This window comes from Nonomuraea sp. NPDC049637, from assembly GCF_040675235.1.
Lineage (GTDB): Bacteria > Actinomycetota > Actinomycetes > Streptosporangiales > Streptosporangiaceae > Nonomuraea.
In genome coordinates, this window is sequence record NZ_JBFAOM010000001.1 from 268,204 (window position 1) to 291,461 (window position 23,258).

The following is a 23,258-nucleotide window of genomic DNA, read 5'->3' on the forward strand; positions in this document are numbered from 1 at the left end:
TTGCTTCAGGAGGGGGACGACATGAGCCGGATGCCCGCGGCGGTGACCTGGGGACTGCTGGCGGCCTGGGCCGTGCACGACGCCGAGGAGCTGGCGACCATGGCGGGATGGGCGCGGCGGGCCCGTCCCCGGCTGGAGCGGCTGTACCCGGGGGTGCCGTGGGAGCGGCTGGAGGTGTCGCAGGCGCGGGTGAACGTGGCGATCGGGCTGATGGGCGGCGTGGTGGCGGGGGCCTCGGCGCTGGGGGCGCGCAGCGGCGGGCGCAGTCCGGTGTTCCAGGCGGTGCTGGCCGGGTTCGGGCTGCACGGGGTCGTCCACCTGGCGCAGGCGGCCGCCACGCGGGGGTACACGCCCGGGGTGGCGACGGCGCCGCTGGTGGTGATCCCGTTCTCGGCGTGGGCGTGGCGGCGGTTGCGGCGGGCGGGGGTGGTGGCGGCGCCGGGGCGGTCGGCCGCGTTCGGGCTCGCGGCGCTGCCGCTGACGGTGGGGGCCGTGCACGCGGCCGCCCATCTGCTCACCCGCCGCCACGACCGGTCCGCCGGGTCCGCGCCGGCCGCGTCATCGGCCACGGACGGCCTCGGCCGCGACCGCTGGTTCTGACCCGCGTCGGCACCTCGCCTCCCGAGGTGGGCCGTCAGGCTGGGCGGGAGGCTTCGATCACCTGGGCGAAGGCCTGCGCGACCGGGCGCCAGGTCGCGACCAGGGCGGGCTCGGCGGCCTTGACGGCGGCGTTCAGGTCCTCGGCCGCCTCCAGGTCCGACTCCGCCGTCCAGGAGGTGAAGATCTCCGGGGTGGCCTCGGGGTGGAACTGCACCGCCCAGGCGCGCTCGCCGATGCGGTAGGCCTGGTTCGGGTACTGGGCGCCGGTCATCAGCGGCACCGCGCCCTGCGGCAGCCGCGTCATGGCGTCCTGGTGGTACTGGACGGCGGTGGCCCGGGCCGGGACGCCGGCCAGCAGCCGGTCGGAGGCGGCGGCGGGCAGCGCGACCACCTCGCACGCCCCCACCTCCAGGCCGTTCCCGCCGCGCTCGACCGTGCCGCCGAGCGCCATGGTGAGAAGCTGGGCGCCGAGGCAGATGCCGAGCGTGGGCGTGCCCTCGGCCACGGCGCGGCGCAGCAGGGCGCGGGTGGCGGGTTGCCAGGGGCTGCGCTCGTCCTCCCAGGCGGCCGCGGCGCCGCCGAGCACGATCAGGCCGTCGGCGGCCCGCTCCGGCACCGGCTCGCCCCGGTACGGCCGTACGACGTCGCAGGTCAGGCCCAGCCAGTCCGCCAGGTAGCCGAGCCCGGCGCCGGCCTCGTGCTCGATCACGGTGATGCGCATATCGGGTAATTTATCCGCATTTTTTGGTGAAAACGCTCTTACGCCCGTCGTGCGACGTGCCTGCACCGACGGGCGGTGATTCCCGGCCCCGGACGGCCTCCCTAGGATCCGGCTATGAGATTCGACGAAGTGGACGGGCTCCGCGTCGCCACGTTCGGCACCGGCCCCCGCAAGGTCATCGCGGTCCACGGCATCAGCGCCTCGCTGATGGCCTGGGGCGCGGTCGGGCGACGGCTGCCCGAGGAATGGTCGCTGATCGCGATGGACCTGCGCGGACGCGGTCACAGCGCCTCCCTGCCCGGCCCGTACGGGCTGCCCCGGCACGCCGAGGACGTCCTGCGCGTCGCCGAGCACGTCGGCGCGGGCCCGGACGCGGTGCTGGCCGGCCATTCGATGGGCGCGTACGTGGCCGTGCTGGCCGGAGCCCGGCGCGACTTCGACCGGGTCGTCCTGGTGGACGGCGGCCTCCCGCTGCCCCTGCCCGAGGGCGCGGACCCCGACGCCGCGCTGGCGGCCACGCTCGGCCCCGCGCTGGACCGGTTGCGCCGGACGTTCGCCTCCGCGGAGGAGTACGTGGACTTCTTCAGGGCCCACCCGGCCTTCGCCGGCCACTGGAGCCCCGACGTGGAGGCGTACGTGCGCTACGACCTCGCCGGCCCCGAGGGCGCGCTGCGCTCGCGGGCGGTGGGTGAGGCCGTGATGGCGGACGGGCGCTGGATGCGTACCGAGACCGACGAGATCGGCGCCGCGCTGGCCGCGATCAAGGCGCCGGCCTATTTGCTCAGGGCCCCGCGCGGCCTGCTGAACCAGGACACCGGCATGCTCCCCGACGAGGTCGCCCGCACCTGGACCGCCCGCGTGCCCGGCCTGCGCGACGAGGTCGTGCCCGACTGCAACCACTACACGATCCTGTTCGACGAGCAGCCGGTGACGACCGTCCTGGAACGCATCACCGGGGCATGAGAAAGGCCCCCGAGCCGAGCTCGGGGGCCGTCCTGATGCGCAGGTCAGCGTGGAGCGATCCACGTGGCGCGGGCGGCGGCCACCAGGGTGCCGTCGTCCTCGTAGATGCCGCTCTCGCCGTACATCTTGCGGCCGTCGCGGCCGGTCGGACGGGCCACGACGGAGTAGCGGCCGCCCGGCAGCACCGGGCCGTTGATCTGCACGACCAGGCGGCCGAGCAGGGCCGACTCGCCGGGGCCGAAGTGCGCCCAGCCGGTGATGCAGTCGAGCACCGCGCCCACGATCGAGGCGGGCACGCCGTCCTCGCCGCTCACCGTGAACGGCACCCGCCATCCGGCGGCGACCAGGTCGGAGCCCTCCACCGGGCCGGGGAAGATGCGCAGGCCGTCGCCGGGCTCGCGCAGGCCGCAGGCGAAGCACTCGGCGAACGGGTGAGCCTTCAGGCCGACGAACCCGGCCTCGGCGCGGGCGGCGTCGGTGAACGGCACGAACCCGGGCCCGGCCAGGGTCTCGGCGACGGGGATGGCCTCGACCAGGACCTTGTCGCCGTCGGACAGCGAGACGCTGTTGGCGACGTGCTCCAGGCGCAGCTCGGTCTCCAGGGGCGTGGGCGCGTGCAGCGTGACCTCGACCGCTGATCGGCCGCCGTTCAGCGCCTCTGCCATGGTGCCCGCGATCCAGCCGCCGTTGGCGACTCCCACCGGGCCCCGGAAACGCTCGGGAACGGTCAACACGGTCTGCAGGGCAGCCGTCGTCATGCCACACCCTCCAATATCGCCCCACAAGGCGAGAAGTCCGGAAATATCGTAAAGAGTAGGCCGATTTTACTGGACTCCCGGATTACCACGATGCTGGGGGTCCCTGACCGACGGCCGACTCATGCCATAACGCCACAGGCGTGGCCGAAACTTCCCCGGCCGCCCCCGGCCGTCCCCTCCCAGGGTCGGCGCCGTCCATGGCACGGATGTGACTCGGGGGTGAGGAACAACGAAAATCGGCCCCAACCCGGAGCCGCATCTGTATCCGGGGTGAGACCGATCAAGGCGTCGGCAGTACCTTATCCCGTGATTTCCCCGCCCCGGACCCGTTCCCGGTATATCCCGTCGGACCGTTCCGGCGGCCGGGCCCGCCCGCCACGCGCCCCCGCCCCCTATGCTGGCGCGCACAGGGGTCGAAGCGAATCCGATCGGGCGGGGTGGGTCTGTGCAGCGGGCGACGTTACGCTTTCCGCCCGGGTCGCTGGTCGTGCTGACCGGGCTGCCCGGCGCCGGCAAGACCACGCTGCTGCGCCGCCTCTACGGCCTGCACGGCGCCGAGAGCGCGCCCGTCGCCGCCGAGGCGGTCGTGGTGATCGACTCGGGGCAGTCCCGCCTGCGCTGGCACGGCCGGATCCCCTGGGCCCCCCGTCCGGTGCGCCGCGCCGTGGTGTTCGCCACCCACCTGAGCCGCATCAGCCGGGCGCTGGCCGGCGGTCGGGCGGTCCTCGCGCACAACCGGGGCTGCGCCACGTACGTGCTGAAGGGGTTCGCCTGGCTGGCCCGCAGGCAGCGGGCGAGCTTCCACCTGCTGCTGCTCGACGCGCCGCCGGAGGTGGCGGTCGCCGGGCAGCACGCCAGGGGCCGGGTGGTCGCGCCCCGCACGTTCGCCCGCCACCGCCGCCGCTGGGAGAGCCTGCTGGCGCGGGTGGCCGGCGGCGACCCCGCCCCGGCCGTCAGCGCGCACGTGCTCACCCGGGCCGAGGCCGACCTGCTGGAGCACATCGTCTTCGACAGCGCCGACCGCGCCCCCGCCGACTGACGGCGTCCGGGGGACGCGGACGCACGAGGGAGGACCCATGAAGCAGTACCTGCTCACCCTGTTCGAGCCCGACGGCCCGCCGCCCGAGCCCGCCGTCCTGGAGCCGATCATGCGCGACATCGGCGCGGTCGAGGCGGAGATGCGCGCGGCCGGCGTGTGGGTCTTCTCCGGGGGCCTGGCCCCGGCCGAGCAGGCGTCGGTGATCCGGATGCGCGCGGACGAGACGTTCACCACCGACGGCCCCTACACCGAGGGCAAGGAGCACGTCGGCGGGTTCACCGTCATCCGGGCTCCCGACCGGGACGCCGCGCTGGAGTGGGGGCGCCGGCTGGCCCGCGCCGTGGGCGTGCTGCCGGTCGAGGTGCGCGAGTTCAAGGGCTGAACCGGGCGGGTGCGTCCCGCCCGGCCTCACAACACCGGCAGGTAGCGGCCCAGCTCGAACTCGGTGACCGTACGGCGGTACTCGCGCCACTCGGCCCGCTTGTTGCGCAGGAAGAAGTCGAAGACGTGCTCGCCCAGCGTCTCGGCCACCAGCTCGCTGCGTTCCATGACGGCGATGGCCTCGTCGAGCGAGCCGGGCAGCGGCTGGATGCCCAGGGCCCGGCGCTCGGCGCTGGTCAGGGTCCAGACGTTGTCCTCGGCGGCCGGCGGCAGCTCGTAGCCCTCCTCGATGCCCTTGAGCCCGGCGGCCAGCACCAGCGCGAAGGCCAGGTACGGGTTGCACGCCGAGTCGAGGGAGCGGAACTCGACGCGGGTCGAGCCGCCCTTGTGCGGCTTGTACATGGGCACCCGGACCAGCGCCGAGCGGTTGTTGTGCCCCCAGCACACGTAGGAGGGCGCCTCGCCGCCCTGCCCCGCGATGGCCTCGGCGCCGCCCCACAGCCGCTTGTAGGAGTTGACCCACTGGTTGGTGATGGCGGTGATCTCGGCGGCGTGCCGCAGCAGGCCCGCGATGAACGAGCGGCCGATCTTCGACAGCCGGTAGTCGGTGCCCGCCTCGTGGAAGGCGTTGCGGTCGCCCTCGAACAGCGACATGTGGGTGTGCATGCCCGAGCCGGGGTGCTCGGTGAACGGCTTGGGCATGAACGAGGCCCAGATGCCCTGCTCCAGGGCGACCTCCTTCATGATCAGCCGGAACGTCATGATGTTGTCGGCCGTGGTGAGCGCGTCGGCGTAGCGCAGGTCGATCTCCTGCTGGCCGGGGGCGCCCTCGTGGTGGCTGAACTCGACGGAGATGCCCATCGACTCCAGCATCATGATCGCCTGGCGCCGGAAGTCGTGGCCGGAGCTGTGGGGCGTGTGGTCGAAGTAGCCGCCGGAGTCGATCGGCTCGGGCCTCTGGCCGGCCTCGGGACGGTTCTTCAGCAGGAAGAACTCGATCTCGGGGTGGGTGTAGAAGGTGAAGCCCATGTCGGCGCACTTGGCGAGCGTGCGCTTGAGCACCCAGCGCGGGTCGGCGTGCGACGGGGTGCCGTCGGGCATCAGGATGTCGCAGAAGATGCGCGCCGCGCCCGGCGTCTCGCTGCGCCAGGGCAGGATCTGGAACGTCGAGGGGTCGGGCTTGGCCAGCATGTCGGACTCGTAGACCCGGGCGAAGCCCTCGATCGCCGAGCCGTCGAAGCCGATGCCCTCGGCGAAGGCGCCTTCCAGCTCGGCGGGCGCGATCGCGACGGACTTGAGGAAGCCGAGGACGTCGGTGAACCAGAGCCGGATGAACCGGATGTCGCGTTCCTCTAGCGTGCGGAGCACGAACTCCTGCTGGCGGTCCAAGGCATCCCCTCGTCGAAGCTGGTGCGGGTCTTGACATCAGCATGCCGTGCCCGTGTTTCGCACACGTTACGGGGGGTGCCGGTGCGAGCCTCACTGACAAAGGGGCCGCCCAGATCTACTGTGATCACGCAGTTAGTCTCGGGGGAGGCATTGGTGGCTATCGACCTGCTCAATCACAAGCTCGATCGGGCGTTCGACCACATCGACGCGAACGGCAACGGCGTCGTCGAGCGGGAGGACCTGCTGGGGCTGGGCGCACGCCTGCTGGTGGGTTTCGGGGAGTCCCCCACCTCGGTCACCGGCAACCGGCTCGTCGGCAGCTTCGACGGCATCTGGTCGACGTTGTCGCAGGCGCTCGACCGCGACGGCGACTCCGGCATCGCGCGTACGGACTTCCGCGGCGGGATGACGGCGGCGTTCGTCACCGGCGACCGGTACGAGCCGGTGTTCCGGCCGGCGACGGTGGCGGTGGCCCAGCTCTGCGACGGCGACGGCGACGGCCTGATCCGGCCGGGCGAGTTCCGCACGATGCTCAGCGCGTTCGGCACCGCCTACGACGACGTGGACGAGGCCTTCGACCGGCTCGACCGGGAGGGCAGAGGCGCGCTCACCGTCGAGGAGCTGATCCACGCGGCCGAGGACTACTACCGCAGCTCAGACCCGAACGCCGCGGGCAACTGGCTTTACGGTCCGCTGTGAACACGGCCGTGAGCACCACCGTGTTCGCCACGGTGCGCACCGCGCTCCGCTCGGTCCTGCACTGGAAGCCGATGTTGCCGCTGCCGCGCAAGGGCGGCTCGCCCGCGCTGGCGCTGCTGCCGCTCGTCGAGCGGGTGCCGGCGATGGCGGCGCCCTGCCGGATGCACCCGGCCGTGTACGCCATCGAGGCCGCGGTCATCGACTGGGCCAGGCGGACGGGCCTGCGCGCCGACGCCGGGGTGGGCTTCCACCGGATGGCCGGGCGCGCGTTCGCCGAGTTCGACGCGGCCGCGGCGGCACTGTTCGCCCAGTGGCTGACCTGGCTGTTCCACCTCGACGACGAGCTGGACGAGGGGTCGTGCCCGCTGGACATCTTCGGCGGCATGCTCAAGGGCGCGGCCCGGCACCCGCTGGAGGCGGCCTTCGCCGACCTGTGGCGGGTGACCAGCGCGCGCATGAGCGACCAGTGGCGGGCCCGCTTCGCGGTCAACCTGCGCCGCCAGGCCGACGCGTGCCGCACCGAGGCCGACAACCGGGCCGCCGGGCGCATGCCGACGCTGGAGGAGTACCCGGCCCTGCGCAGGGGCACCGTGGGCCCCTACCTGTACGACCTGGTGGAGCCGTGCCTGCGGGTCGAGGTGCCGGCCTGGGTGGTCCAGTGCGACCCGTGGCGGGAGCTGGTGGAGGCCTGCAGCGACGTCACGGCCTGGTGCAACGACGTGGCCTCGCGGCCCAAGGAGCGCGGCGACGTGCACAACCTGGTCGTGCTGGCGGTGCGGCAGCTCGGGCTGGGCGAGCGCGAGGCCGTGGCGTGGGTGCTCGACCGGATCGCCGGGCGCTGCCAGGACATGAACCGGGCGGCCAGGCGGCTGCCGCTCGACGACCTGCCGCCCAAGGCGGCCAGGGACGTCAGCAAGGTCGCCTGCGCCTACCTGGCCGCGCCGCGCGCCCACCTGGACTGGCTGCTGGAGTCGTCCCGGTACGCGTGAGGCCGGTCAGGGGGCGGCGCCGGCGAGCATGTCGCCGGCCGCCGTCCGGCGGTAGACGACCTGTTTGCCGAGGCGCAGGCCCACCGCCAGCCCGCCGTCGCTGAGCACCCCGAGGTGCTGGCTGACCGCGCCCGGGGTGAGCGACATCCGGGCGGCCAGCGCCGAGGTGGTGCTCGGCTCGGCCAGCGCGAGCAGGATCTGCGCCCGGCTGCGGCCGATGAGCGCGGCCAGCGCGCCGGGTGCGGGCGGCGGCCCCTGCTCCCACAGCGTGCCGACGCCGAGCACCGGATAGACGAGCATCGACTGGTACGGCGCCGACATCACGGCCACCGACGGCCAGTAGAACGCGCTCGGCACCAGCAGCAGCCCGTCGCCGTGCAGGCCGCCCGCGTGGCACCAGGGCCGGTCGATGAGCAGCCGCTCCCCCGTCCACTCCACGGCGGGGCCGAGCCCGGCGAACAGCTCCCTGGCCCCGCCCTGGGCGAGCTGGCGGGAGCGGCGCAGCACGTCGCGTTCGAGCAGCCCGTAGACGCGCGGCCAGAACTCCTCGAAGCAGGCCCGCCAGTACGTCTCCAGCGCCGCCGCCACCCGCGCCACGCCGGCCGCCGGGTCGGCCATGAACCGGTCGAGCAGCGCCCGGTCGGTGCCCGCGATGGTGCCCGCGATGGTGGCGGCCTCGGTGCGGGCGCGTTCCGGCGGCGTGTTGCGGACCTGCTCCAGCTCGGCGGCGTAGTCGGGCAGCGGCGTGCGCGGGGGCGGCGTGATGAAGTCGGCCAGGTAGCCGCTCGGCGGCACCAGCGCGAACAGCTCGTCGAGGTCGAGCCCGGCCAGCCGGGGGCGCACGGCCTTGATCCAGGGCAGGTGGATCGACTGCCTGGAGGGGTCCTGGAGGGTGCGCAGGCTCGCGACCAGCTCCCACATGGGCGAGAACGCGAACCGGATGCGCGCGACGTCCTCCGGCTTGAGGTCCCAGGTGACGGCCATGGTTTTAGTGTGCACTAAATCGATGGCGCCTCGGCGTCCCAGACCTGACCCTTGGTCCGTGTCTAGCACCGCTGTTGAGAAGCCTTCCTTCCTCCGCTCCCAGATCGGCGGGCTGCCGCGGCCCTTCTGGGCCCTGTGGAGCGGCACCCTCGTCAACCGCCTGGGCACCCTGGTCATGCCGTTCACCGGCGTGTACCTGACTCACTCCCGCGGCATGTCGGTGACCGCCGTGGGCCTGGTCATGGGCGTCTACGGCGCGGGCTCGCTGCTGTCGCAGATCCTCGCCGGCGTGCTCACCGACCGGATCGGGCGCCGTGTCACGCTGGCGGGCGGCATGCTGGCCACCGCCGCCACCATGCTGGCGCTCGGTTACAGCACCTCGCTGCCGGCGATCGTCGCCTCCATGTTCGTGCTCGGGCTGGTGATCGACATCTACCGGCCGGCGTCCAGCGCCCTGGTGGCCGACCTGGTGTCGCCGTCGGAGCGGGCCCGCGCGTACGGGCTGCTGTTCTGGGCGATCAACCTGGGTTACGCGGTCGGCATGACGGCCGGCGGGTGGCTGGCCAGCGTCGGGTTCGCCTGGTTGTTCTGGATCGACGCGGCGTCGTGCCTGGTCTTCGCCGCGCTGGTGTGGCGGGCGGTGCCCGAGACCCGGCCGCCGGCGCGCGAGTCGTCCGGGGGGTTCGGCGTCGTGCTGCGCGACCGGCTGATGGTGGCCTTCACGCTGGTCGTGCTCGGCAACGCGCTGGTCTACCTGCAGACCGTGACCATGCTGCCGGTCGCGATGACGTCGGTGGTGAAGCTGACGCCGGGGCAGTTCGGCCTGGCCATGGCGCTGAACGGGGTGCTGATCGTCGTCGTGCAGCCGCTGGTGTCCGGCTGGCTCGGGCGCAGGGACCCCTCCCGCACGTTCGCGCTCGGGCTGGCGGTCATGGGGGCCGGGTTCGCGCTGACGGCCTTCGTCACCACGACGTTCTGGCTGGCCGTCACGATCGGGGTGTGGACCGTCGGCGAGATCATCACCGCGGGCATCGCCGGGACGATCGTGGCCGCGCTGGCCCCCGAGCACCTGCGGGGGCGGTACTCGGGGCTGTTCGGCTTCGCCTGGTCGCTGGCCTCGGTGCTGGCGCCGCTGATGGGCGGCCCGCTGCTCGCGGCCGGGCCGAAGACGTTGTGGTTCGCCGTGGGCGGCGTCGCGCTGGTCTCGGCGGCCGGCATGCTGGCCCTCGGCCCGGCGATCCGCCGGCGCTGACGCCGGCCTGAGGTTCTGGGCGGCGTTTCAACGGAATCCGCCGCCGTTGAGAGAATTTTGATCAGATGTTGGCTTCGTCCCGATAATTTCCTGCCGATCACGGAAGGAAATGGTGGGATGCGCCACGCAGTCTGGGCGCGCCGGGTGGTGACGAGGCTGGCCACGCCCCGCGTCGCGATCGGGATCGCCACGTTCGCCGTCGTGCTGGAGCTTGCCGACATCTGGGTGACCGCCCAGTTGCCGCCGTCGCCGTCCACGCCGCTGCCGTTCGCGCCGGAGGACATGGCGGGCACGGCCTTCCCGGTCTTCGGCGCGATCCTCGTGCACAGCAGGCCGCGGCTGGTCATCGGCTGGCTGCTGTGCCTGGGCGGGGCGAGCGCGGCGGCCAACATCCTGTCGGCCAACCTCTACCAGCTGCTCGACGGACGGCCGGGGCTACGCTGGCCGGTCGTCAACCTGACCTGGAACGTCTGCGAGCTGACCCTCGGCGTCCTGCTGCCCCTGCTGTACCCGGTGGGCAGGCTGCTGTCGCGGCGCTGGCGGGCGGTGATCGCGCTGGCCGTGGCCGGGCAGGCGCTGGACTGGGCCGGGCTGCTGACCGGCCGGCCGGAGCTGCGCGAGGCCGGGCACGGCACGCTCTCGGCGAGCATGGTGCTGGCCTTCGCCTCGCTGGTCGTGCGCTTCCGGCGCGGCGACGCGGTCGAGCGGCGGCAGCTCCTGTGGCTGCTGGTGGCCCTGCCGGGCCTGCTGGTGCCCTGGATGCTCGGCGCGGACGTCTGGTGGGTGGCCTCGCTGGCCATCCCGCTGATCCCGGCGGCCATCGCCGTGGCGGTGCTGCGCTACCGGCTGTTCGGCATCGACACGCTGATCAGCAGGGCGCTGGTGGGCACCGGCCTGGCCATCGTGATCACCCTCGTGTACGTGGCGGTCAGCGCGGCGCTCAGCCTGTTCCTGTCGGAGGTGGACCGGATCGCCGGGATCCCGGCGGCCCTGTTCGCCGGGGCGTTCTTCCAGCCGATGCGCCGCGGCCTGCAACGCGGCGTGGACCGCCTGCTGTACGGCAGCACCGGCGTCCCCGGCACGCTGGCCCGGCGGCTGCGGCACCGGCTGCAGCACACCGACCCGGTGCACGGCCTGCTGGCCACGCTCGACGTGCTGCGCGATGGCCTGTCGGTGACCGGCGTGGCGGTCGAGGCCGACGGCGCGGTCACCACGTCCGGCGTGGTGGGCGCGGCGGCCAGGACGGTGCCGCTGGTGTGGCACGGCGAGCCGGTCGGGCTGCTGCTGATCGGGCCGACGGACCGGCGCAGGTTCCCCGCGGCCCACGACGAGCGGGTGATCGCCACGATCACGCCGTACATCGCCGACGCCGCGCACGCCGTACGGCTGACGGCGGCGTTGCAGCGCTCGCGCGAGCGCATCCTGACCGCGCGGGAGGAGGAACGGCGGCGGCTGCGCCGCGACCTGCACGACGGGCTCGGCCAGTCGCTGACCGGCATGGCCATGTCGATCAACGCCGCCCGGCTGACCATGCACAGCGCCCCCGAGCAGGCCGACCGGCTGCTGGCCGGGCTGCGCGCCGGCATGGACGCCGTGACCGGCGACATCCGCCAGCTCGTCTACGGCCTGCGCCCGCCCGCCCTGGACGAGCTGGGCCTGGCCGGCGCGATCGAGGAGCTGGCCGGGACGCCGATCGAGACGTCGGGCGAGCTGACCGGCCTGCCCGCCGCGGTCGAGGTCGCGGCCTACCGCATCGTGCAGGAGGCGCTCACCAACGCCCGCAAGCACGCCAGTGCCTCGCGGATCACGGTGGCGCTGCGCCGCGACGACCGGCTGCGCGTCACGGTCCGCGACGACGGGATCGGCCTGCCGCCGGACGCGCGGCCCGGCGTCGGGCTGGGCTCGATGCGCGAACGGGCCGCCGAGCTCGGCGGCACCTGCGCCGTACGAACGGGACCAGGAGGTGGCACGGTTGTCCACGCCGAACTTCCCCTGTGACAATTCGCCATATCCCCGGACGTGTTCTCCCTCTACGCTTACCCCTGACATGCTGACATTCACCGCACTGGGACCGTTCCACGCCTGGAGCGACGGCGTCCCCCTCGACCTCGGCGGCCAGCGGCAGCGGGCGGTGCTCGCCCGTCTGCTCGTGGCGGGCGGCCGGGCCGTGCCCGTGCACACCCTCATCGACGAGCTGTGGCCGGGCGATCCGCCCGCGCAGGCCCTGTCCACCATCCAGGGCTACGTCTCCCGGTTGCGGCGCGCGCTGGAGCCCGGCCGCGCGCCGCGCGAGGAGGCCGAGGTGCTGGTCTCGGCCGCGCCCGGCTACGCGCTGCGGGCCACGCCCGAGCAGGTGGACTCGTGGCGGTTCGAGGGCCTGGTGAAGACCGAGGGGCCGCCGCCGCAGGTGTGGGCGGCCATGGAGAGCGCGCTCGGGTTGTGGCGCGGGCCGGCGCTGGCCGAGTTCGCCGAGCTGACCTGGGCGGCGACCGAGGCGGGCCGGCTGGAGGAGCTGCGGCTGATCGCGGTCGAGCGGCGCGCCGACGCCGGTCTCGCGCTCGGCCGGGCCACCTCCCTGGTGGCCGACCTGGAGGCGCACGCCTCGGCCCATCCGCTGCGCGAGGAGGCGTGGCGGCTGCTGGCCCTCGCGCTGTACCGGATGGGCCGCCAGGGCGACGCGCTGGCCGCGCTGCGCCGGGCCCGCGCGGTGTGGCGGGACGAGCTGGGGCTCGACCTGTCGGCCGGGCTGCGCCGGCTGGAGGCCGACATGCTGGCCCAGCGGCTGGAGGAGCCGCCGCCCGTGCCGTCCGCCCCGTCTCCCGTGCCGTCTCCCGCGCCGTCGCCCGTGCCGGCCGCGGCCGCCGACGAGCGGGTGCTGCGCGTGCTGGTGGCCGACGACCAGGCGCTCGTACGGGCGGGGCTGCGCGCCATGCTCGACAGCGAGGACGGCGTCGTGCTGGCCGGCGAGGCCGCCAACGGTGAGGAGGCCATCGCGGGGGTGCGCGCGCACCGGCCGGACGTCGTGCTGCTGGACATCCAGATGCCGCACCTGGACGGCCTGGCCGCCGCCCGCCGGATCCTGGCCGGGGAACGCCCGCCCAAGGTCGTCATGATGACGACGTTCGGCAGCGACGAGAACCTGTACGCGGCGCTGCGCGCGGGCGTGAGCGGCTTCGTGCTGAAGACCTCGGCCCCCGAGCAGTTCCTGGCCGCCATCAGGGCGGCCGCCGTCGGGGACGCGCTCATCGACCCGGCGGTCACCACCCGGCTGATCTCGGCGTTCGCCGGCCGCACCGACCCGGCCTCGCCGCCGGCGCTGGCCGGGCTCTCCGACGCCCGGCTCGACGTGCTCAAACTCGTCGCGCGCGGGCTGACGAACCGGCAGATCGGCCAGACGCTCGCACTGCCCGAGGAGGAGGTGGCGGCGCTGGTGAAGTCGCTGCTGGACCACCTGGGGCTGTTCGACCGGGCGCAGCTGGTGATGGCGGCCTACGAGTCCGGATTGGTCACTCCTGGCGACATGGGACACTTTTCGTCGCTTTGACGATAAAAATCGGGTCGTACTAGGCTAATGACGTGGCACAACTGCGCATAGCCCTGGCACAGACGAATCCGACCGTCGGCGACCTGGCCGCCAACGCCGAGCGGCTGGTCGCGTGGACCCGTGACGCCGCCGAGCGGGGCGCTCACCTCGTCGTCTTCACCGAGATGTTCCTCACCGGCTATCCCGTCGAGGACCTGGTGCTGCGCACGTCCTTCGTGGACGCCAGCGTCAGGACCCTGGAGGAGGTGGCGCGCAGGCTCGACCGCGAGGGACTGGGCGACCTCCCCGTGGTCGTCGGCTACGTCGACCGCGCCGGCCTGGCCCCCCGCGTGGGGCAGCCCAAGGGCGCGCCGCTGGACGCGGCCGCGCTGCTGCACAAGGGCGAGGTCGTCACCCGCACGGCCAAGCACCACCTGCCCAACTACGGCGTGTTCGACGAGTACCGCTACTTCGTGCGCGGCGACCGGTTGCCGATCTTCCGGTTGCACGGCGTGGACGTGGCGATCGCGGTCTGCGAGGACCTCTGGCAGGAGGGCGGGCCGGTGTCCGTCGTCGGCCAGGCGGGCGCCGGGCTGCTGGTGGTGCCGAACGCCTCGCCGTACGAGAAGGAGAAGGACGACGTACGGCTGGAGCTGTGCGCCCGCAGGGCGCGCGAGGCCGGCTGCGCGCTCGCCTACGTCAACCAGGTCGGCGGCCAGGACGAGCTGGTCTTCGACGGCGACTCGATCGTCGTCGACGGCTCGGGCGAGCTGGTCGCGCGGGCCGGCCAGTTCCGCGAGGAGCTGCTGGTCGTGGACCTCGACCTGCCGGTCTCCGACGCCGAGCCCGGGACGTTCCCCTGCGACGCCCTCGACGGCACCACGATCACCGTGGAGCGCCGGGTGCTCTCGCAGGAGCCCGTGGCGCCCTACCCGGCGGCGCCCGCCCCCGTCGCCGAACGGCTCGACCTGCACGCCGAGGTGTACTCGGCCCTGGTGCTCGCGGTACGCGACTACGTGGCCAAGAACGGCTTCCAGTCGGTCATCCTGGGCCTGTCGGGCGGCATCGACTCGGCCCTGACGGCGGCCATCGCCTCCGACGCGATCGGCCCGTCGCGGGTGCACGTCGTGCTCATGCCCTCGCGCTACTCCTCCGACCACTCGCTGGCCGACGCCGAGGACCTGGTGGCCAGGCAGGGCATCAACTCCAGGATCGCGCCGATCGCAGAGATCGTCACGGCCTTCGAGAAGGAGATCGAGCTGTCCGGCCTGGCCGCGGAGAACCTCCAGGCCAGGGTGCGCGGCATGATCCTCATGGGCCTGTCGAACGAGCACGGCCACCTGGTGCTGACCACCGGGAACAAGAGCGAGCTGGCGACCGGCTACTCCACCCTCTACGGCGACTCGGCCGGCGGCTTCGCCCCGATCAAGGACGTGCCGAAGACGATGGTGTGGGAGCTGTCCAAGTGGCGCAACGCGCACACCTGCGAGGGCTTCCTGATGGACGTCGAGCAGCCGATCCCGGAGAACTCGATCACCAAGGAGCCCAGCGCCGAGCTCCGTCCCGACCAGCGCGACACCGACTCGCTGCCGCCGTACGAGGTGCTGGACCGGCTGCTGGACGACTACGTGGAGAAGGACATGGGCTCGCAGGAGCTCATCGCGGCCGGGCACGACCCGGCGCTGGTCACGCGGGTGATCAGGCTGGTGGACCTGGCGGAGTACAAGCGCCGCCAGTACCCGCCGGGGCCCAAGATCACGCCGAAGAACTTCGGGCGCGACCGCCGTCTGCCCATCACCAACCGGTGGCGCGAGACGACGACCTGACCCCATCGCCGTCCACCCGCAAGAAGAGCGGCAGGCCCGCCCGCCCCTCCGCTCCGGAGGGGCGGGCGGATTGTCGGTCGTGGATGGCAGGGTGGGGCCGTGGCACAACCGCTCAAAGACCTGATCAACGCCCGGTCCGTCTCGGTGCTGGCCGACGGCATGGCCGCCGTGTGGCCGTCGTTCCCGCGCGCCCGGTTCACCGAACGCGCCCTGGCCGGGCTCGGCCCGCTGGAGCTGAAGGGCCGCGTCAGGCACGTCTCCACGGCCCTCCACGACGCCCTGCCGCTGCCCTATCCGCGGGCCGCCGAGCTGGTGCGGGCCTGCGCCGCGCGCGGGGAGCTCGACCTGTGGAGCGGCTGGCCGCTCACCGACCACACCGCCGTCCACGGGCTCGGCCACCTGGAGGCGGCGATGGCCACGCTGGCGGCGCTCACGCCGTACTCGACGGGCGAGTTCGCCGTGCGCCCCTACCTCGACCACCACCGCGACGACGCCCTCAAGATCATGTACGGCTGGGCCGAGTCCCCCGACGAGCACCTGCGCCGCCTGGCCTCCGAAGGCTCCCGGCCGCGCCTGCCGTGGGCTCCGCGGGTCGGCTGGCTGATGGCGCCCGGCCCCACCCTGCCCCTGCTCGACCTGCTGCGCGACGACCCGAGCGAATACGTCCGCCGCTCGGTCGCCAACCACGTCAACGACCTGGCCAAGGACCACCCCGACGCGGCGCTCGCCGTGCTGGCCCGCTGGCGGGCGGGTGGCGGCTCGCACGTCGAGCGGGTCGTCCGCCACGCGGTGCGCGGGCTGCTGCGGTCGGGGCATCCCGAGGCGCTCGTGCTGCTGGGCGCCACGCCGGGCAGCGGCTCGGCGCGGGCGCTCACCCTGGAGTCCGACACGGTCGCCGTCGGCGGCAGCCTGACCTTCAGCGTCACGGTCACGGCGGGCGCGCCAGGCCCGCTGGTGGTCAAGTACGCCGTCCGCCGGGTGGGCTCTCGCCGCGTCTTCCACCTGGGCGAACGGTCGGCCACCGCCGAGGGGGCGGAGTTCACGCTGCGCAAGAGCCATTCCTTCCGCCCGGTCACCACCCGCAACGAGCCGCCCGGCCCGCGCGAGCTCGACGTCATCGTCAACGGCCGCGTGGCGGCCACCGCGCCCTTCACCCTGACCGGCGGCTCAGACGGCTCAGGGCACGGCGCGACAGTAGGGCACAGGCCACCCCGGAACGACGAACGGAGGCCGTCCCGAGGGACGCGCCTCCGTGCGGGGTGAGGGAGATTCAGGGCTCGGCGCGGTCTCCGGCCAGCCCGAGCAGGACCATGTCGACCACCCGTTCGGCCAGGTCGGCCGGGAGGTCGCCGGCCGGACCCCACTTCGACTGCCACATCATCGTGCCGGAGAACAGGGCCATCGCCAGGTCGACGTCGAGGCCGGGCCGCAGCTCGCCGGTGGCGACGCCGCGCTCGACCACCGAGCGCAGCGCCTCCCTGCGCGGCTCGACGGCCCGCTTCACGAAGCGCTCCATCAGCCGGGGATAACGATCGGCCTCGCTCATCGCGATGTTCATCACGCACCGGGTGCGGGCCTGGCCCGCCTCCCTGCGCATCGCGTCCAGCAGGACGATCAGGTCGTCGCGCACGGAGAGGCCGGACAGCGGCGGGAGCGGCGCCTTCAGCGTGGACAGGGCGTCGACGACCAGGTCCTCCTTGTTGGACCAGCGCCGGTAGATCGTGGTCTTGCCGACGCCCGCCCGCGACGCGATGGCCTCGATCGACAGCTCCGACACCCCCATGCCCTCACCGATCAGGTCGAGGGTCGCGTCGATGATCGCCTTCTCGGCCTTCTCGCTGCGCGGACGGCCCGCCGGGCGGGCAGTCCCTGAATCCTGGATCGTCATCGCGGCCTCACACTACCGCTGGTTCCTTCTGTTCCGCCTGCTGGACCGGGCGCGCCTTGCCCGGCATCCACTTGGCCACCACCGCGACGCCCACCAGGCCGATCACGGCCGACACCATCGCCGTGACGTGCATGCCGTCGACGAAGGCGGTGAAGGCGGGCTTGATCAGCGCATGGCCGCGCTCGCCGAGCGTTCCGGCGAACTGCAGCGTCTGCATGATCGACTCACCGGCGGTGTGCGGGGCGCCGGCGGGGAGCGCCGAGGCGATCTCGCCGCGGTAGCTGCTGGACAGGACGGAGCCGAGCACGGCCACGCCGAGCGCGCCGGCGACCTGGCGGACGGTGTTGCTCATGGCCGAGCCCACACCGGCCTTCTCCCTGGGCAGCGCCTCCATGATGGCGGTGGTCGCGGGCGGCATGATGTTCGCCATCGCCGCGCCCTGGACGAAGAAGATGATCTCGATCAGCACCACGGGCGTGTCGACGTCCATCAGCGCGTAGCTGCCCAGCGCCGCGGTCACCACGAGCATGCTGACCGTGGCCGACAGCTTGGCGCCGAAGAGCTGGTTCACCCGCTGGCTGAGCGGCGCGAAGATGAGCTGCGCGGCGGCGAACGGGATCATCAGGGCCCCCGCCTGGATCGGGCTGAAGCCCAGCACGATCTGCAGGTAGAAGGTCAGGAAGAACATCCCGCCCATCATCGCGAAGAAGACCAGGCCCATCATGCCGATGGCCGAGCTGAACCGTACGTTGCTGAAGTTGCGCACGTCGAACACCGGGTTGTCGATGCGCCGCTCCCACCACACGAACACGCCCAGCACGAGCAGGCCGGCCACCGTCGGGACGATCACCTCGGCGTTCGCCAGGGTGCCCAGGTCGCCGCCGCGGATGATGCCGTAGACCAGCGCGACCAGACCGATGATCGACAGCAGCACGCCCACCGGGTCGAGCTTGGACGGCTTCGGGTCACGCGACTCGGGCACGAAGGCGGCGATGAGGAACATGCTGATCACCACGATCGGCACGTTGATCAGGAAGACCGAGCCCCACCAGAAGTGCTCGATGAGCAGGCCGCCGGTGATCGGGCCGATCGCCACCGCGAGCCCCACGCCGCCGGCCCAGACGCCGATCGCCTTGCCACGCTCGCCGGGCGGGAACACGTTGGAGATGATCGCCAGCGTGGCCGGCATGATCGCCGCGCCGCCGATGCCCATCGCCGCCCTGGCGAGGATCAGCTGCATCGGGTCCTGGGAGTAGGCGCTGGCCAGCGAGGCCAGGCCGAACAGCGCCATGCCGATGAACAACATGCGCTTGCGGCCCGTGCGGTCGCCGATCACGCCGAAGGTGAACAGCAGCCCGGCGAAGACCAGCGTGTAGGAGTTGATCGCCCACTCCAGCTGGCCCTGCGTCGCGCCCAAGCCGGCATGGGGGTCGGCAATGGTCTTCATCGCCACGTTGAGAATCGTGTTGTCCAGCACGACCGCCAGGAGGCTGAACACCAGCACTCCCAGGATGCCCCACCTGCGTGGATGCCCCGCGTTCTGATCCATGAGAACGTCCTTAATTTCGATACGACCAAGTTTCGCAACGACACCGTATCGCAAGGTATTCCGATACGCAACGGTCCCGTTTCGTAACTTTCCTCTGACGGGCGGAGTGCGCACGGGGAAACAACGGGGAAACCCCGTTCACCCCGGCGCAGGGCGTCACAACCACCCCCGCACAGGCCGTCACGAAGCCTGCGGGCACCGCTGACACACCCGCCGGCCCGACGGCCGGCAGGCTGGAACCCCCCGGATCAGCTCTTGGCCGCCGCCGGAGGCTGGACGTGCTCCTCGGCCTCGACCGGCGTGCCCGCGACCGGTGTGCCCGCGACCGGCGGACGCCGCCGCCACAGCGGCAGCGCGACCGCCACCATGACCACCCCGACCAGCCCCGCCACCACGAACGCCCACGTCGGCCCGCTGCCGTCGATGATCGCCCCGGCGATCGGCGAGGACGCGGCCCCGCCGATGAGCAGGGCCGTGCCGTGCAGGCCCATCGCCTCGCCCCTGGCCGCGGCGGGCACCCAGCGGCTGAGCACGTCGACGGTGGAGGACAGCGCCGGGGCGCACAGCAGACCGGCGGGCAGCATCGCCAGGATCAGCCACCGCCAGTCGGCGCCGGCCAGGCCCACGGGGATGGTCAGCAGGCCCATGCCCGCGATGAGCACCAGGGGCGAGAACCCGCGCGACAGCCCGCCGTAGACGAAGCCCCCGACCAGCGAGTAGAGGCACCAGATCGCCACGGCGAGGCCGACCCACTGCGTCTCGCCCGCGGTGTTGATGGTGGCCACCAGCCCGAGCTCGGTCGCGGTGAGGATGAACGTGGCCGCCGCCGTGGTGCCGAGCAGCGCGACGAAGCCCGGCGTGAGCCACTGCCGCCGCGGCACCTTCACCACCGGCTCCTCCAGCTCGACGGCCGACCGGGTGGGCGGGTTGAACACGATCAGGCCGAGGCCCGCGGCCGTGATGCCGACGCCGATGAGGACCAGCGTCGTCGTGCTGCCCAGCGTGGTGATGCCGGCCGCGGCGAGCGCGGGACCGGTCATGTACGACAGCTCGACCAGCATCGAGTCGAGCGTGAACCCGGTGCGCCGCTGCTCCGGCGGCACCAGCGCGGCCAGCGACTGCCTGGTCACGCTGAACACCGGCAGGTTGAGCAGGCCCGCCAGGGCCGCCATGACGGCGAGGGCGGGCAGCGGCAGCGCCCACGCGCACGACCAGAACACCGCCTGGGCCAGGGTGGTGACGACGAGCACGGGACGCACCCCGTGGCGGTCGACCATCCGGCCCGACAACGGCGAGCCGACGGCCATGCCGACCGTGCTGGCCATCGTCACCACGCCGGCCTCGACGTAGCCCAGGCGCAGCCCGAAGACCACGTGGAGGGTGAGCGCCATTCCCATGGCGGTGGCCGGGACGCGCGCGAGCATCCCCACCAGGAGCAGAGTGCGGACGCCGGGCAGCCGGAAGAGCCTGCGGTATTGGTCGAGAGCCATGGTGTGTCGTTTACCTCCGCGTCGATTGTGTCAAGAGGCACCGACAGTTTCGCCACCGGATTTCCCGCATGACATCATCGAAGGAGTCCGGGGACGTCACTGGGACGCCTCGAGACGTTTCTGGAGGGAGTTCCATGTCTTCCACCACGTCTTCCACCACGCTGTACGGCGGCGCGTCAGGGCGCCGGATCACCGTCCGCGACCTCGCGGCGGCCAAGGAGCGCGGAGAGCGGTGGCCCATGGTCACCGCCTACGACGCGATGACGGCCCGGGTGTTCGACCAGGCGGGCGTGCCCGTGCTGCTGGTCGGCGACTCCGCGGCCATGGTCGTCTACGGCTTCGACTCCACCCTCCCGGTCACCCTCGACCACCTCGTCCCGCTCACCGCGGCCGTGGTGCGGGGGTCGTCGCGGGCGCTCGTCGTGGCCGACCTGCCGTTCGGGTCGTACCAGGGGTCGCCGCAGCAGGCGCTGGAGTCGGCGGCCAGGTTCATGAAGGAGGCGGGCGCGCACGCGGTCAAGCTGGAGGGCGGCCGGCGGGTGCTGCCGCAGGTCGAGGCGCTGGTGTCGGCGGGCGTGCCGGTCATGGCCCACCTCGGGCTCACGCCGCAGTCGGTCAACGCGCTCGGCGGCTACCGGGTGCAGGGGCGCGGGCAGTCGGGCGACGAGCTGATGGCCGACGCCAAGGACCTGGAGCGGGCCGGGGCGTTCGCGGTGGTGCTGGAGTGCGTGCCGGCCGACCTGGCGCACCGGGTGACCACGTCGTTGTCGGTCCCGACGGTCGGCATCGGGGCGGGGCCGTCCACGGACGCGCAGGTCCTGGTGTGGCAGGACCTGATGGGGCTGACGCCGCGCCCGGCCAAGTTCGTCAAGCGCTACTTCGACCTGGCCTCGGAGATGGACCGCGCGGTGCGGGCCTTCGCCGACGAGGTGACCTCGGGGGCCTTCCCGGCCCCCGAGCACACCTACAGCTGACCGCGCGCGCCGTCCCGCACCGCGAAGAAGCCCCGGGTGCCGTCCCGCGCCCCGCGCATCTGGGCCGCGCTCACCCCGCCGCGCCGTAGAGCGTGGCGGGGTCGGTGTTGGAGCCGCACACCACGACGGCCACCCGCTCCCCCGCCGCGGGCCGGTAGGCCCCCGACAGCAGCGCCGCGTACGCCGCCGCGCCCGCGGGCTCGGCCACCAGCCGGTGCCGCTCCCACAACGTCCGCCGGGCCGCGACGATCGCGTCGTCGTCCACCAGGACGCTGTCCACCCCGGCCCCCGACAACACCTCGAAAGCCAGCCCGCCGAGCTGCGTGGCGCCGAGCGCGTCGGCCGCCACGCCGCCCACCGGCACCGGCACCGGACGGCCCGCGCGCAGCGCCTCGTGCAGCGTGGGGATGGCGTACGGCTCCACCGCCACGATCCGCGGCGCGGCTCCCCCGGCGCGGGCGCCCAGGGTGATCCCCCCGGCGAGCCCGCCGCCGCCCACGGCCACCACCACCGTGTCCACGCCCCCGGTCTGCTGCATGATCTCCAGCCCGGTCGTGCCCTGCCCGGCCAGCACCTCGGCCTGGTCGTAGGCGTGCACGGCCAGCGCGCCGGTCTCGGCGGCGCGCTTGGCGGCGGCCTCCGCGGCCTCGGAGTAGATCGCCCCGATCTGGGTGGTGTGCGCGCCGAGCGCCTTGAGCCCGGCCACCTTGACCGGGTTCGTCACCTCCGGCACGAAGATCTCGGCCCGCACGCCGAGCGCCCTGGCGGCGTGGGCGACGGCCAGCCCGTGGTTGCCGCCGCTGGCCGCGATGACCCCGGCGGCGGGCAACGGGCCGGCCGACAGGATGCGGTTGAACGCCCCCCGCACCTTGAAGGAGCCCGAGTGCTGCAGCAGCTCCAGTTTCAGTGACAGGCCCGGCGAGATCTCCAGGACGGGCGTGCGCAGCACGTGCCCTTCGATCCGGCCGGCCGCGTCGAGGACGTCCTGGTGAGTGACGGTGGTCACGGCTCTCCTTCGGTCGTGCGCCCGCAATGGGCGGGTATGAGCCGACGTTATCCGAGCGCCTGGGCCAGGTCCGCCCACAGGTCCTCGGGATGCTCGACGCCCACGGCCACGCGCACCATGCCCTCGCTCACGCCGTGCCTGGCCAGGTCCTCGGGGCCGAGGAAACGGTGGGAGGTGGTGGCGGGCTGCATGACGCGGGTCTCGACGCCGCCGAGCGAGGGGGCGATGCGCGCCAGCCGTACGGACCGCATGAACGCCTCCCCCGCCGCCCGCCCGCCGGCCAGCTCGAAGGAGAACACGCCGCCGAAGGCCGGCAGCAGCTTGGCGGCCAGCTCGTACGACGGATGCGCGGGCAGCCCCGGCCAGTGGACGGCCGTCACGGCGGGGTGCTCGGCGATCCGGCGGGCCAGGAGGTCGGCGTTGGCGCAGTGGCGTTCCATGCGCAGCGGCAGCGTCTGGATCCCGCGCAGCGTCAGCCAGGCCGTGAAGGGCGCGGCCGCGGCCCCCAGTTCGGTGGCGAAGTGCCAGACCTTTCCGTACAGGTCGGGGTCGGCGAAGACGGCGATGCCGCCGATCACGTCACCGTGCCCGGACAGGTACTTGGTGGCGGAGTGCACGACGACGTCGGCGCCGTGCTCAAGGGGACGGCAGAGCACCGGCGTGGCGAAGGTGTTGTCCACCACCGACAGGACGCCCAGCTCGCGGGCCGTGGCGCACATCGCGGGCAGGTCGGCGACCAGCCCCATCGGGTTGCTGATGGTCTCCAGGTAGACCAGCCGCGTCTCGGGCCGGACGGCGGCGCGCAGCGCGGCGGGGTCGTTCTCGGGGACGTGGGTGACGGCGATGCCGAACCGGCCGGCCAGGTCGTTGAGCATGGTGGCGGTGCCGCCGTACAGGGAGCGCTGGGCGATCAGGTGGTCGCCCGGCTTGAGCAGGGCGAGCAGCACGGTGTTGATCGCGCCCATGCCGGAGGCGGCGGCCAGCGCGGCGGCGCCGCCCTCCAGGCCGGACACCGCCAGCTCCAGGGCGCGCACGGTGGGGTTGGTGTCGCGGCCGTAGACGAAGGCGTCGTCGGGGCGGGTCATCGCCACGCCCATCAGCTCGGGGTCGTCGAAGGCGAACCCGGCGCTCTGGTAGATGGGCATGCCGATCGGCCGGCTGCCCTCGACCGGGGGCTGCGGCAGATGGACGGCACGCGTCTCAGGGCGAAAATCACTCATGTCATCG

General features: G+C 73.1%; 21 protein-coding genes. 12 read left to right on the plus strand and 9 right to left on the minus strand.

Annotation, left to right across the window (positions count from 1 at the left end; all coding sequences use genetic code 11):
- Positions 1 to 21: 21 nt before the first annotated feature.
- Positions 22 to 600 carry an HXXEE domain-containing protein gene (locus tag AB0J71_RS01275; RefSeq protein WP_364411884.1) on the plus strand — a complete coding sequence of 193 codons (579 nt, stop codon included), beginning with the start codon at positions 22 to 24 and terminating at the stop codon, positions 598 to 600.
- Between the two features lie 34 nt (positions 601 to 634).
- Here the strand turns inward: AB0J71_RS01275 and AB0J71_RS01280 are convergent, their stop codons facing one another.
- Complete coding sequence (locus AB0J71_RS01280) at positions 635 to 1,321, minus strand: type 1 glutamine amidotransferase (RefSeq protein WP_352329483.1); 687 nt, start codon at positions 1,319 to 1,321, stop codon at positions 635 to 637.
- 114 nt (positions 1,322 to 1,435) lie between these two features.
- On the opposite strand from AB0J71_RS01280, the gene AB0J71_RS01285 reads away from it, so the two are divergent.
- Positions 1,436 to 2,284, plus strand: a complete 849-nt coding sequence (locus tag AB0J71_RS01285) for an alpha/beta hydrolase (protein WP_352329481.1) — start codon at positions 1,436 to 1,438, stop codon at positions 2,282 to 2,284.
- 44 nt (positions 2,285 to 2,328) lie between these two features.
- Here the strand turns inward: AB0J71_RS01285 and AB0J71_RS01290 are convergent, their stop codons facing one another.
- The gene (locus tag AB0J71_RS01290; protein ID WP_352328044.1) at positions 2,329 to 3,042 is read right to left on the minus strand and encodes a hotdog fold domain-containing protein; all 714 of its coding nucleotides are present in this window, start codon (positions 3,040 to 3,042) and stop codon (positions 2,329 to 2,331) included.
- Positions 3,043 to 3,487: 445 nt separating this feature from the next.
- Between AB0J71_RS01290 and AB0J71_RS01295 the strand changes: the two genes are divergently transcribed.
- On the plus strand, positions 3,488 to 4,081 hold the full coding sequence (locus tag AB0J71_RS01295) for an AAA family ATPase (protein ID WP_352328045.1): 594 nt from the start codon (positions 3,488 to 3,490) through the stop codon (positions 4,079 to 4,081).
- 37 nt (positions 4,082 to 4,118) lie between these two features.
- Entirely contained in the window at positions 4,119 to 4,463 is a 345-nt protein-coding gene (locus AB0J71_RS01300) for a YciI family protein (protein ID WP_352328046.1), read from the plus strand.
- 26 nt (positions 4,464 to 4,489) lie between these two features.
- Here the strand turns inward: AB0J71_RS01300 and glnA are convergent, their stop codons facing one another.
- Positions 4,490 to 5,851, minus strand: coding sequence for a type I glutamate--ammonia ligase (gene glnA / locus AB0J71_RS01305; protein ID WP_352328047.1), 1,362 nt, complete (start codon positions 5,849 to 5,851; stop codon positions 4,490 to 4,492).
- Positions 5,852 to 6,004: 153 nt separating this feature from the next.
- Between glnA and AB0J71_RS01310 the strand changes: the two genes are divergently transcribed.
- Positions 6,005 to 6,550 carry an EF-hand domain-containing protein gene (locus tag AB0J71_RS01310; protein ID WP_352328048.1) on the plus strand — a complete coding sequence of 182 codons (546 nt, stop codon included), beginning with the start codon at positions 6,005 to 6,007 and terminating at the stop codon, positions 6,548 to 6,550.
- An 8-nt stretch (positions 6,551 to 6,558) separates the two neighbouring features.
- Complete coding sequence (locus AB0J71_RS01315) at positions 6,559 to 7,539, plus strand: terpene synthase family protein (protein ID WP_358294221.1); 981 nt, start codon at positions 6,559 to 6,561, stop codon at positions 7,537 to 7,539.
- 6 nt (positions 7,540 to 7,545) lie between these two features.
- On the opposite strand, the gene AB0J71_RS01320 is transcribed toward AB0J71_RS01315, so the two are convergent.
- On the minus strand, positions 7,546 to 8,523 hold the full coding sequence (locus AB0J71_RS01320) for a DUF5937 family protein (RefSeq protein WP_364411887.1): 978 nt from the start codon (positions 8,521 to 8,523) through the stop codon (positions 7,546 to 7,548).
- Positions 8,524 to 8,581: 58 nt separating this feature from the next.
- Between AB0J71_RS01320 and AB0J71_RS01325 the strand changes: the two genes are divergently transcribed.
- From AB0J71_RS01325 to AB0J71_RS01345, 5 genes are all read left to right on the plus strand, one after another.
- Positions 8,582 to 9,775 carry an MFS transporter gene (locus tag AB0J71_RS01325; protein ID WP_352328051.1) on the plus strand — a complete coding sequence of 398 codons (1,194 nt, stop codon included), beginning with the start codon at positions 8,582 to 8,584 and terminating at the stop codon, positions 9,773 to 9,775.
- A 117-nt stretch (positions 9,776 to 9,892) separates the two neighbouring features.
- The gene (locus AB0J71_RS01330; protein WP_364411890.1) at positions 9,893 to 11,773 is read left to right on the plus strand and encodes a sensor histidine kinase; all 1,881 of its coding nucleotides are present in this window, start codon (positions 9,893 to 9,895) and stop codon (positions 11,771 to 11,773) included.
- 49 nt (positions 11,774 to 11,822) lie between these two features.
- Positions 11,823 to 13,319 carry a BTAD domain-containing putative transcriptional regulator gene (locus tag AB0J71_RS01335; RefSeq protein ID WP_364390744.1) on the plus strand — a complete coding sequence of 499 codons (1,497 nt, stop codon included), beginning with the start codon at positions 11,823 to 11,825 and terminating at the stop codon, positions 13,317 to 13,319.
- A 32-nt stretch (positions 13,320 to 13,351) separates the two neighbouring features.
- Positions 13,352 to 15,124 (plus strand): NAD+ synthase, encoded by a 1,773-nt coding sequence (locus AB0J71_RS01340; protein ID WP_364390746.1) that lies wholly within the window; start codon positions 13,352 to 13,354, stop codon positions 15,122 to 15,124.
- 99 nt (positions 15,125 to 15,223) lie between these two features.
- The gene (locus tag AB0J71_RS01345; protein WP_364411892.1) at positions 15,224 to 16,387 is read left to right on the plus strand and encodes a DNA alkylation repair protein; all 1,164 of its coding nucleotides are present in this window, start codon (positions 15,224 to 15,226) and stop codon (positions 16,385 to 16,387) included.
- A gap of 7 nt (positions 16,388 to 16,394) precedes the next feature.
- Here the strand turns inward: AB0J71_RS01345 and AB0J71_RS01350 are convergent, their stop codons facing one another.
- The 3 genes from AB0J71_RS01350 to AB0J71_RS01360 form a co-directional block, all read right to left on the minus strand.
- Positions 16,395 to 17,012 carry a TetR/AcrR family transcriptional regulator gene (locus tag AB0J71_RS01350; protein WP_352327866.1) on the minus strand — a complete coding sequence of 206 codons (618 nt, stop codon included), beginning with the start codon at positions 17,010 to 17,012 and terminating at the stop codon, positions 16,395 to 16,397.
- Positions 17,013 to 17,019: 7 nt separating this feature from the next.
- Positions 17,020 to 18,561: an MFS transporter gene (locus AB0J71_RS01355; protein ID WP_352327865.1), complete on the minus strand. Its 1,542-nt coding sequence runs from the start codon at positions 18,559 to 18,561 to the stop codon at positions 17,020 to 17,022.
- 248 nt (positions 18,562 to 18,809) lie between these two features.
- Positions 18,810 to 20,051 (minus strand): MFS transporter, encoded by a 1,242-nt coding sequence (locus AB0J71_RS01360; RefSeq protein ID WP_352327864.1) that lies wholly within the window; start codon positions 20,049 to 20,051, stop codon positions 18,810 to 18,812.
- Between the two features lie 134 nt (positions 20,052 to 20,185).
- Between AB0J71_RS01360 and panB the strand changes: the two genes are divergently transcribed.
- Positions 20,186 to 21,025 (plus strand): 3-methyl-2-oxobutanoate hydroxymethyltransferase, encoded by an 840-nt coding sequence (panB, locus tag AB0J71_RS01365; protein WP_352327863.1) that lies wholly within the window; start codon positions 20,186 to 20,188, stop codon positions 21,023 to 21,025.
- Positions 21,026 to 21,095: 70 nt separating this feature from the next.
- Here panB and AB0J71_RS01370 read toward each other — a convergent pair whose 3' ends face one another.
- Together AB0J71_RS01370 and AB0J71_RS01375 are read right to left on the minus strand one after the other, a co-directional pair.
- A complete protein-coding gene (locus tag AB0J71_RS01370; protein WP_364411895.1) occupies positions 21,096 to 22,031 on the minus strand; it encodes a serine/threonine dehydratase in 936 nt (311 codons plus the stop codon).
- 47 nt (positions 22,032 to 22,078) lie between these two features.
- A complete protein-coding gene (locus AB0J71_RS01375) occupies positions 22,079 to 23,251 on the minus strand; it encodes an aminotransferase class I/II-fold pyridoxal phosphate-dependent enzyme (RefSeq protein ID WP_352327861.1) in 1,173 nt (390 codons plus the stop codon).
- Between the last annotated feature and the right edge of the window lie 7 nt (positions 23,252 to 23,258).

Coding starts and splice junctions, on each gene's coding strand:
- AB0J71_RS01275 (WP_364411884.1), top strand. CDS start 22: ATGAGCCGGATGCCCGCGGCGGTGACCTGGGGACTGCTGGCGGCCTGG.
- AB0J71_RS01280 (WP_352329483.1), bottom strand. CDS start 1,321: ATGCGCATCACCGTGATCGAGCACGAGGCCGGCGCCGGGCTCGGCTAC.
- AB0J71_RS01285 (WP_352329481.1), top strand. CDS start 1,436: ATGAGATTCGACGAAGTGGACGGGCTCCGCGTCGCCACGTTCGGCACC.
- AB0J71_RS01290 (WP_352328044.1), bottom strand. CDS start 3,042: ATGACGACGGCTGCCCTGCAGACCGTGTTGACCGTTCCCGAGCGTTTC.
- AB0J71_RS01300 (WP_352328046.1), top strand. CDS start 4,119: ATGAAGCAGTACCTGCTCACCCTGTTCGAGCCCGACGGCCCGCCGCCC.
- AB0J71_RS01320 (WP_364411887.1), bottom strand. CDS start 8,523: ATGGCCGTCACCTGGGACCTCAAGCCGGAGGACGTCGCGCGCATCCGG.
- AB0J71_RS01330 (WP_364411890.1), top strand. CDS start 9,893: ATGCGCCACGCAGTCTGGGCGCGCCGGGTGGTGACGAGGCTGGCCACG.
- AB0J71_RS01335 (WP_364390744.1), top strand. CDS start 11,823: ATGCTGACATTCACCGCACTGGGACCGTTCCACGCCTGGAGCGACGGC.
- AB0J71_RS01350 (WP_352327866.1), bottom strand. CDS start 17,012: ATGACGATCCAGGATTCAGGGACTGCCCGCCCGGCGGGCCGTCCGCGC.
- AB0J71_RS01355 (WP_352327865.1), bottom strand. CDS start 18,561: ATGGATCAGAACGCGGGGCATCCACGCAGGTGGGGCATCCTGGGAGTG.
- AB0J71_RS01360 (WP_352327864.1), bottom strand. CDS start 20,051: ATGGCTCTCGACCAATACCGCAGGCTCTTCCGGCTGCCCGGCGTCCGC.
- panB (WP_352327863.1), top strand. CDS start 20,186: ATGTCTTCCACCACGTCTTCCACCACGCTGTACGGCGGCGCGTCAGGG.
- AB0J71_RS01375 (WP_352327861.1), bottom strand. CDS start 23,251: ATGAGTGATTTTCGCCCTGAGACGCGTGCCGTCCATCTGCCGCAGCCC.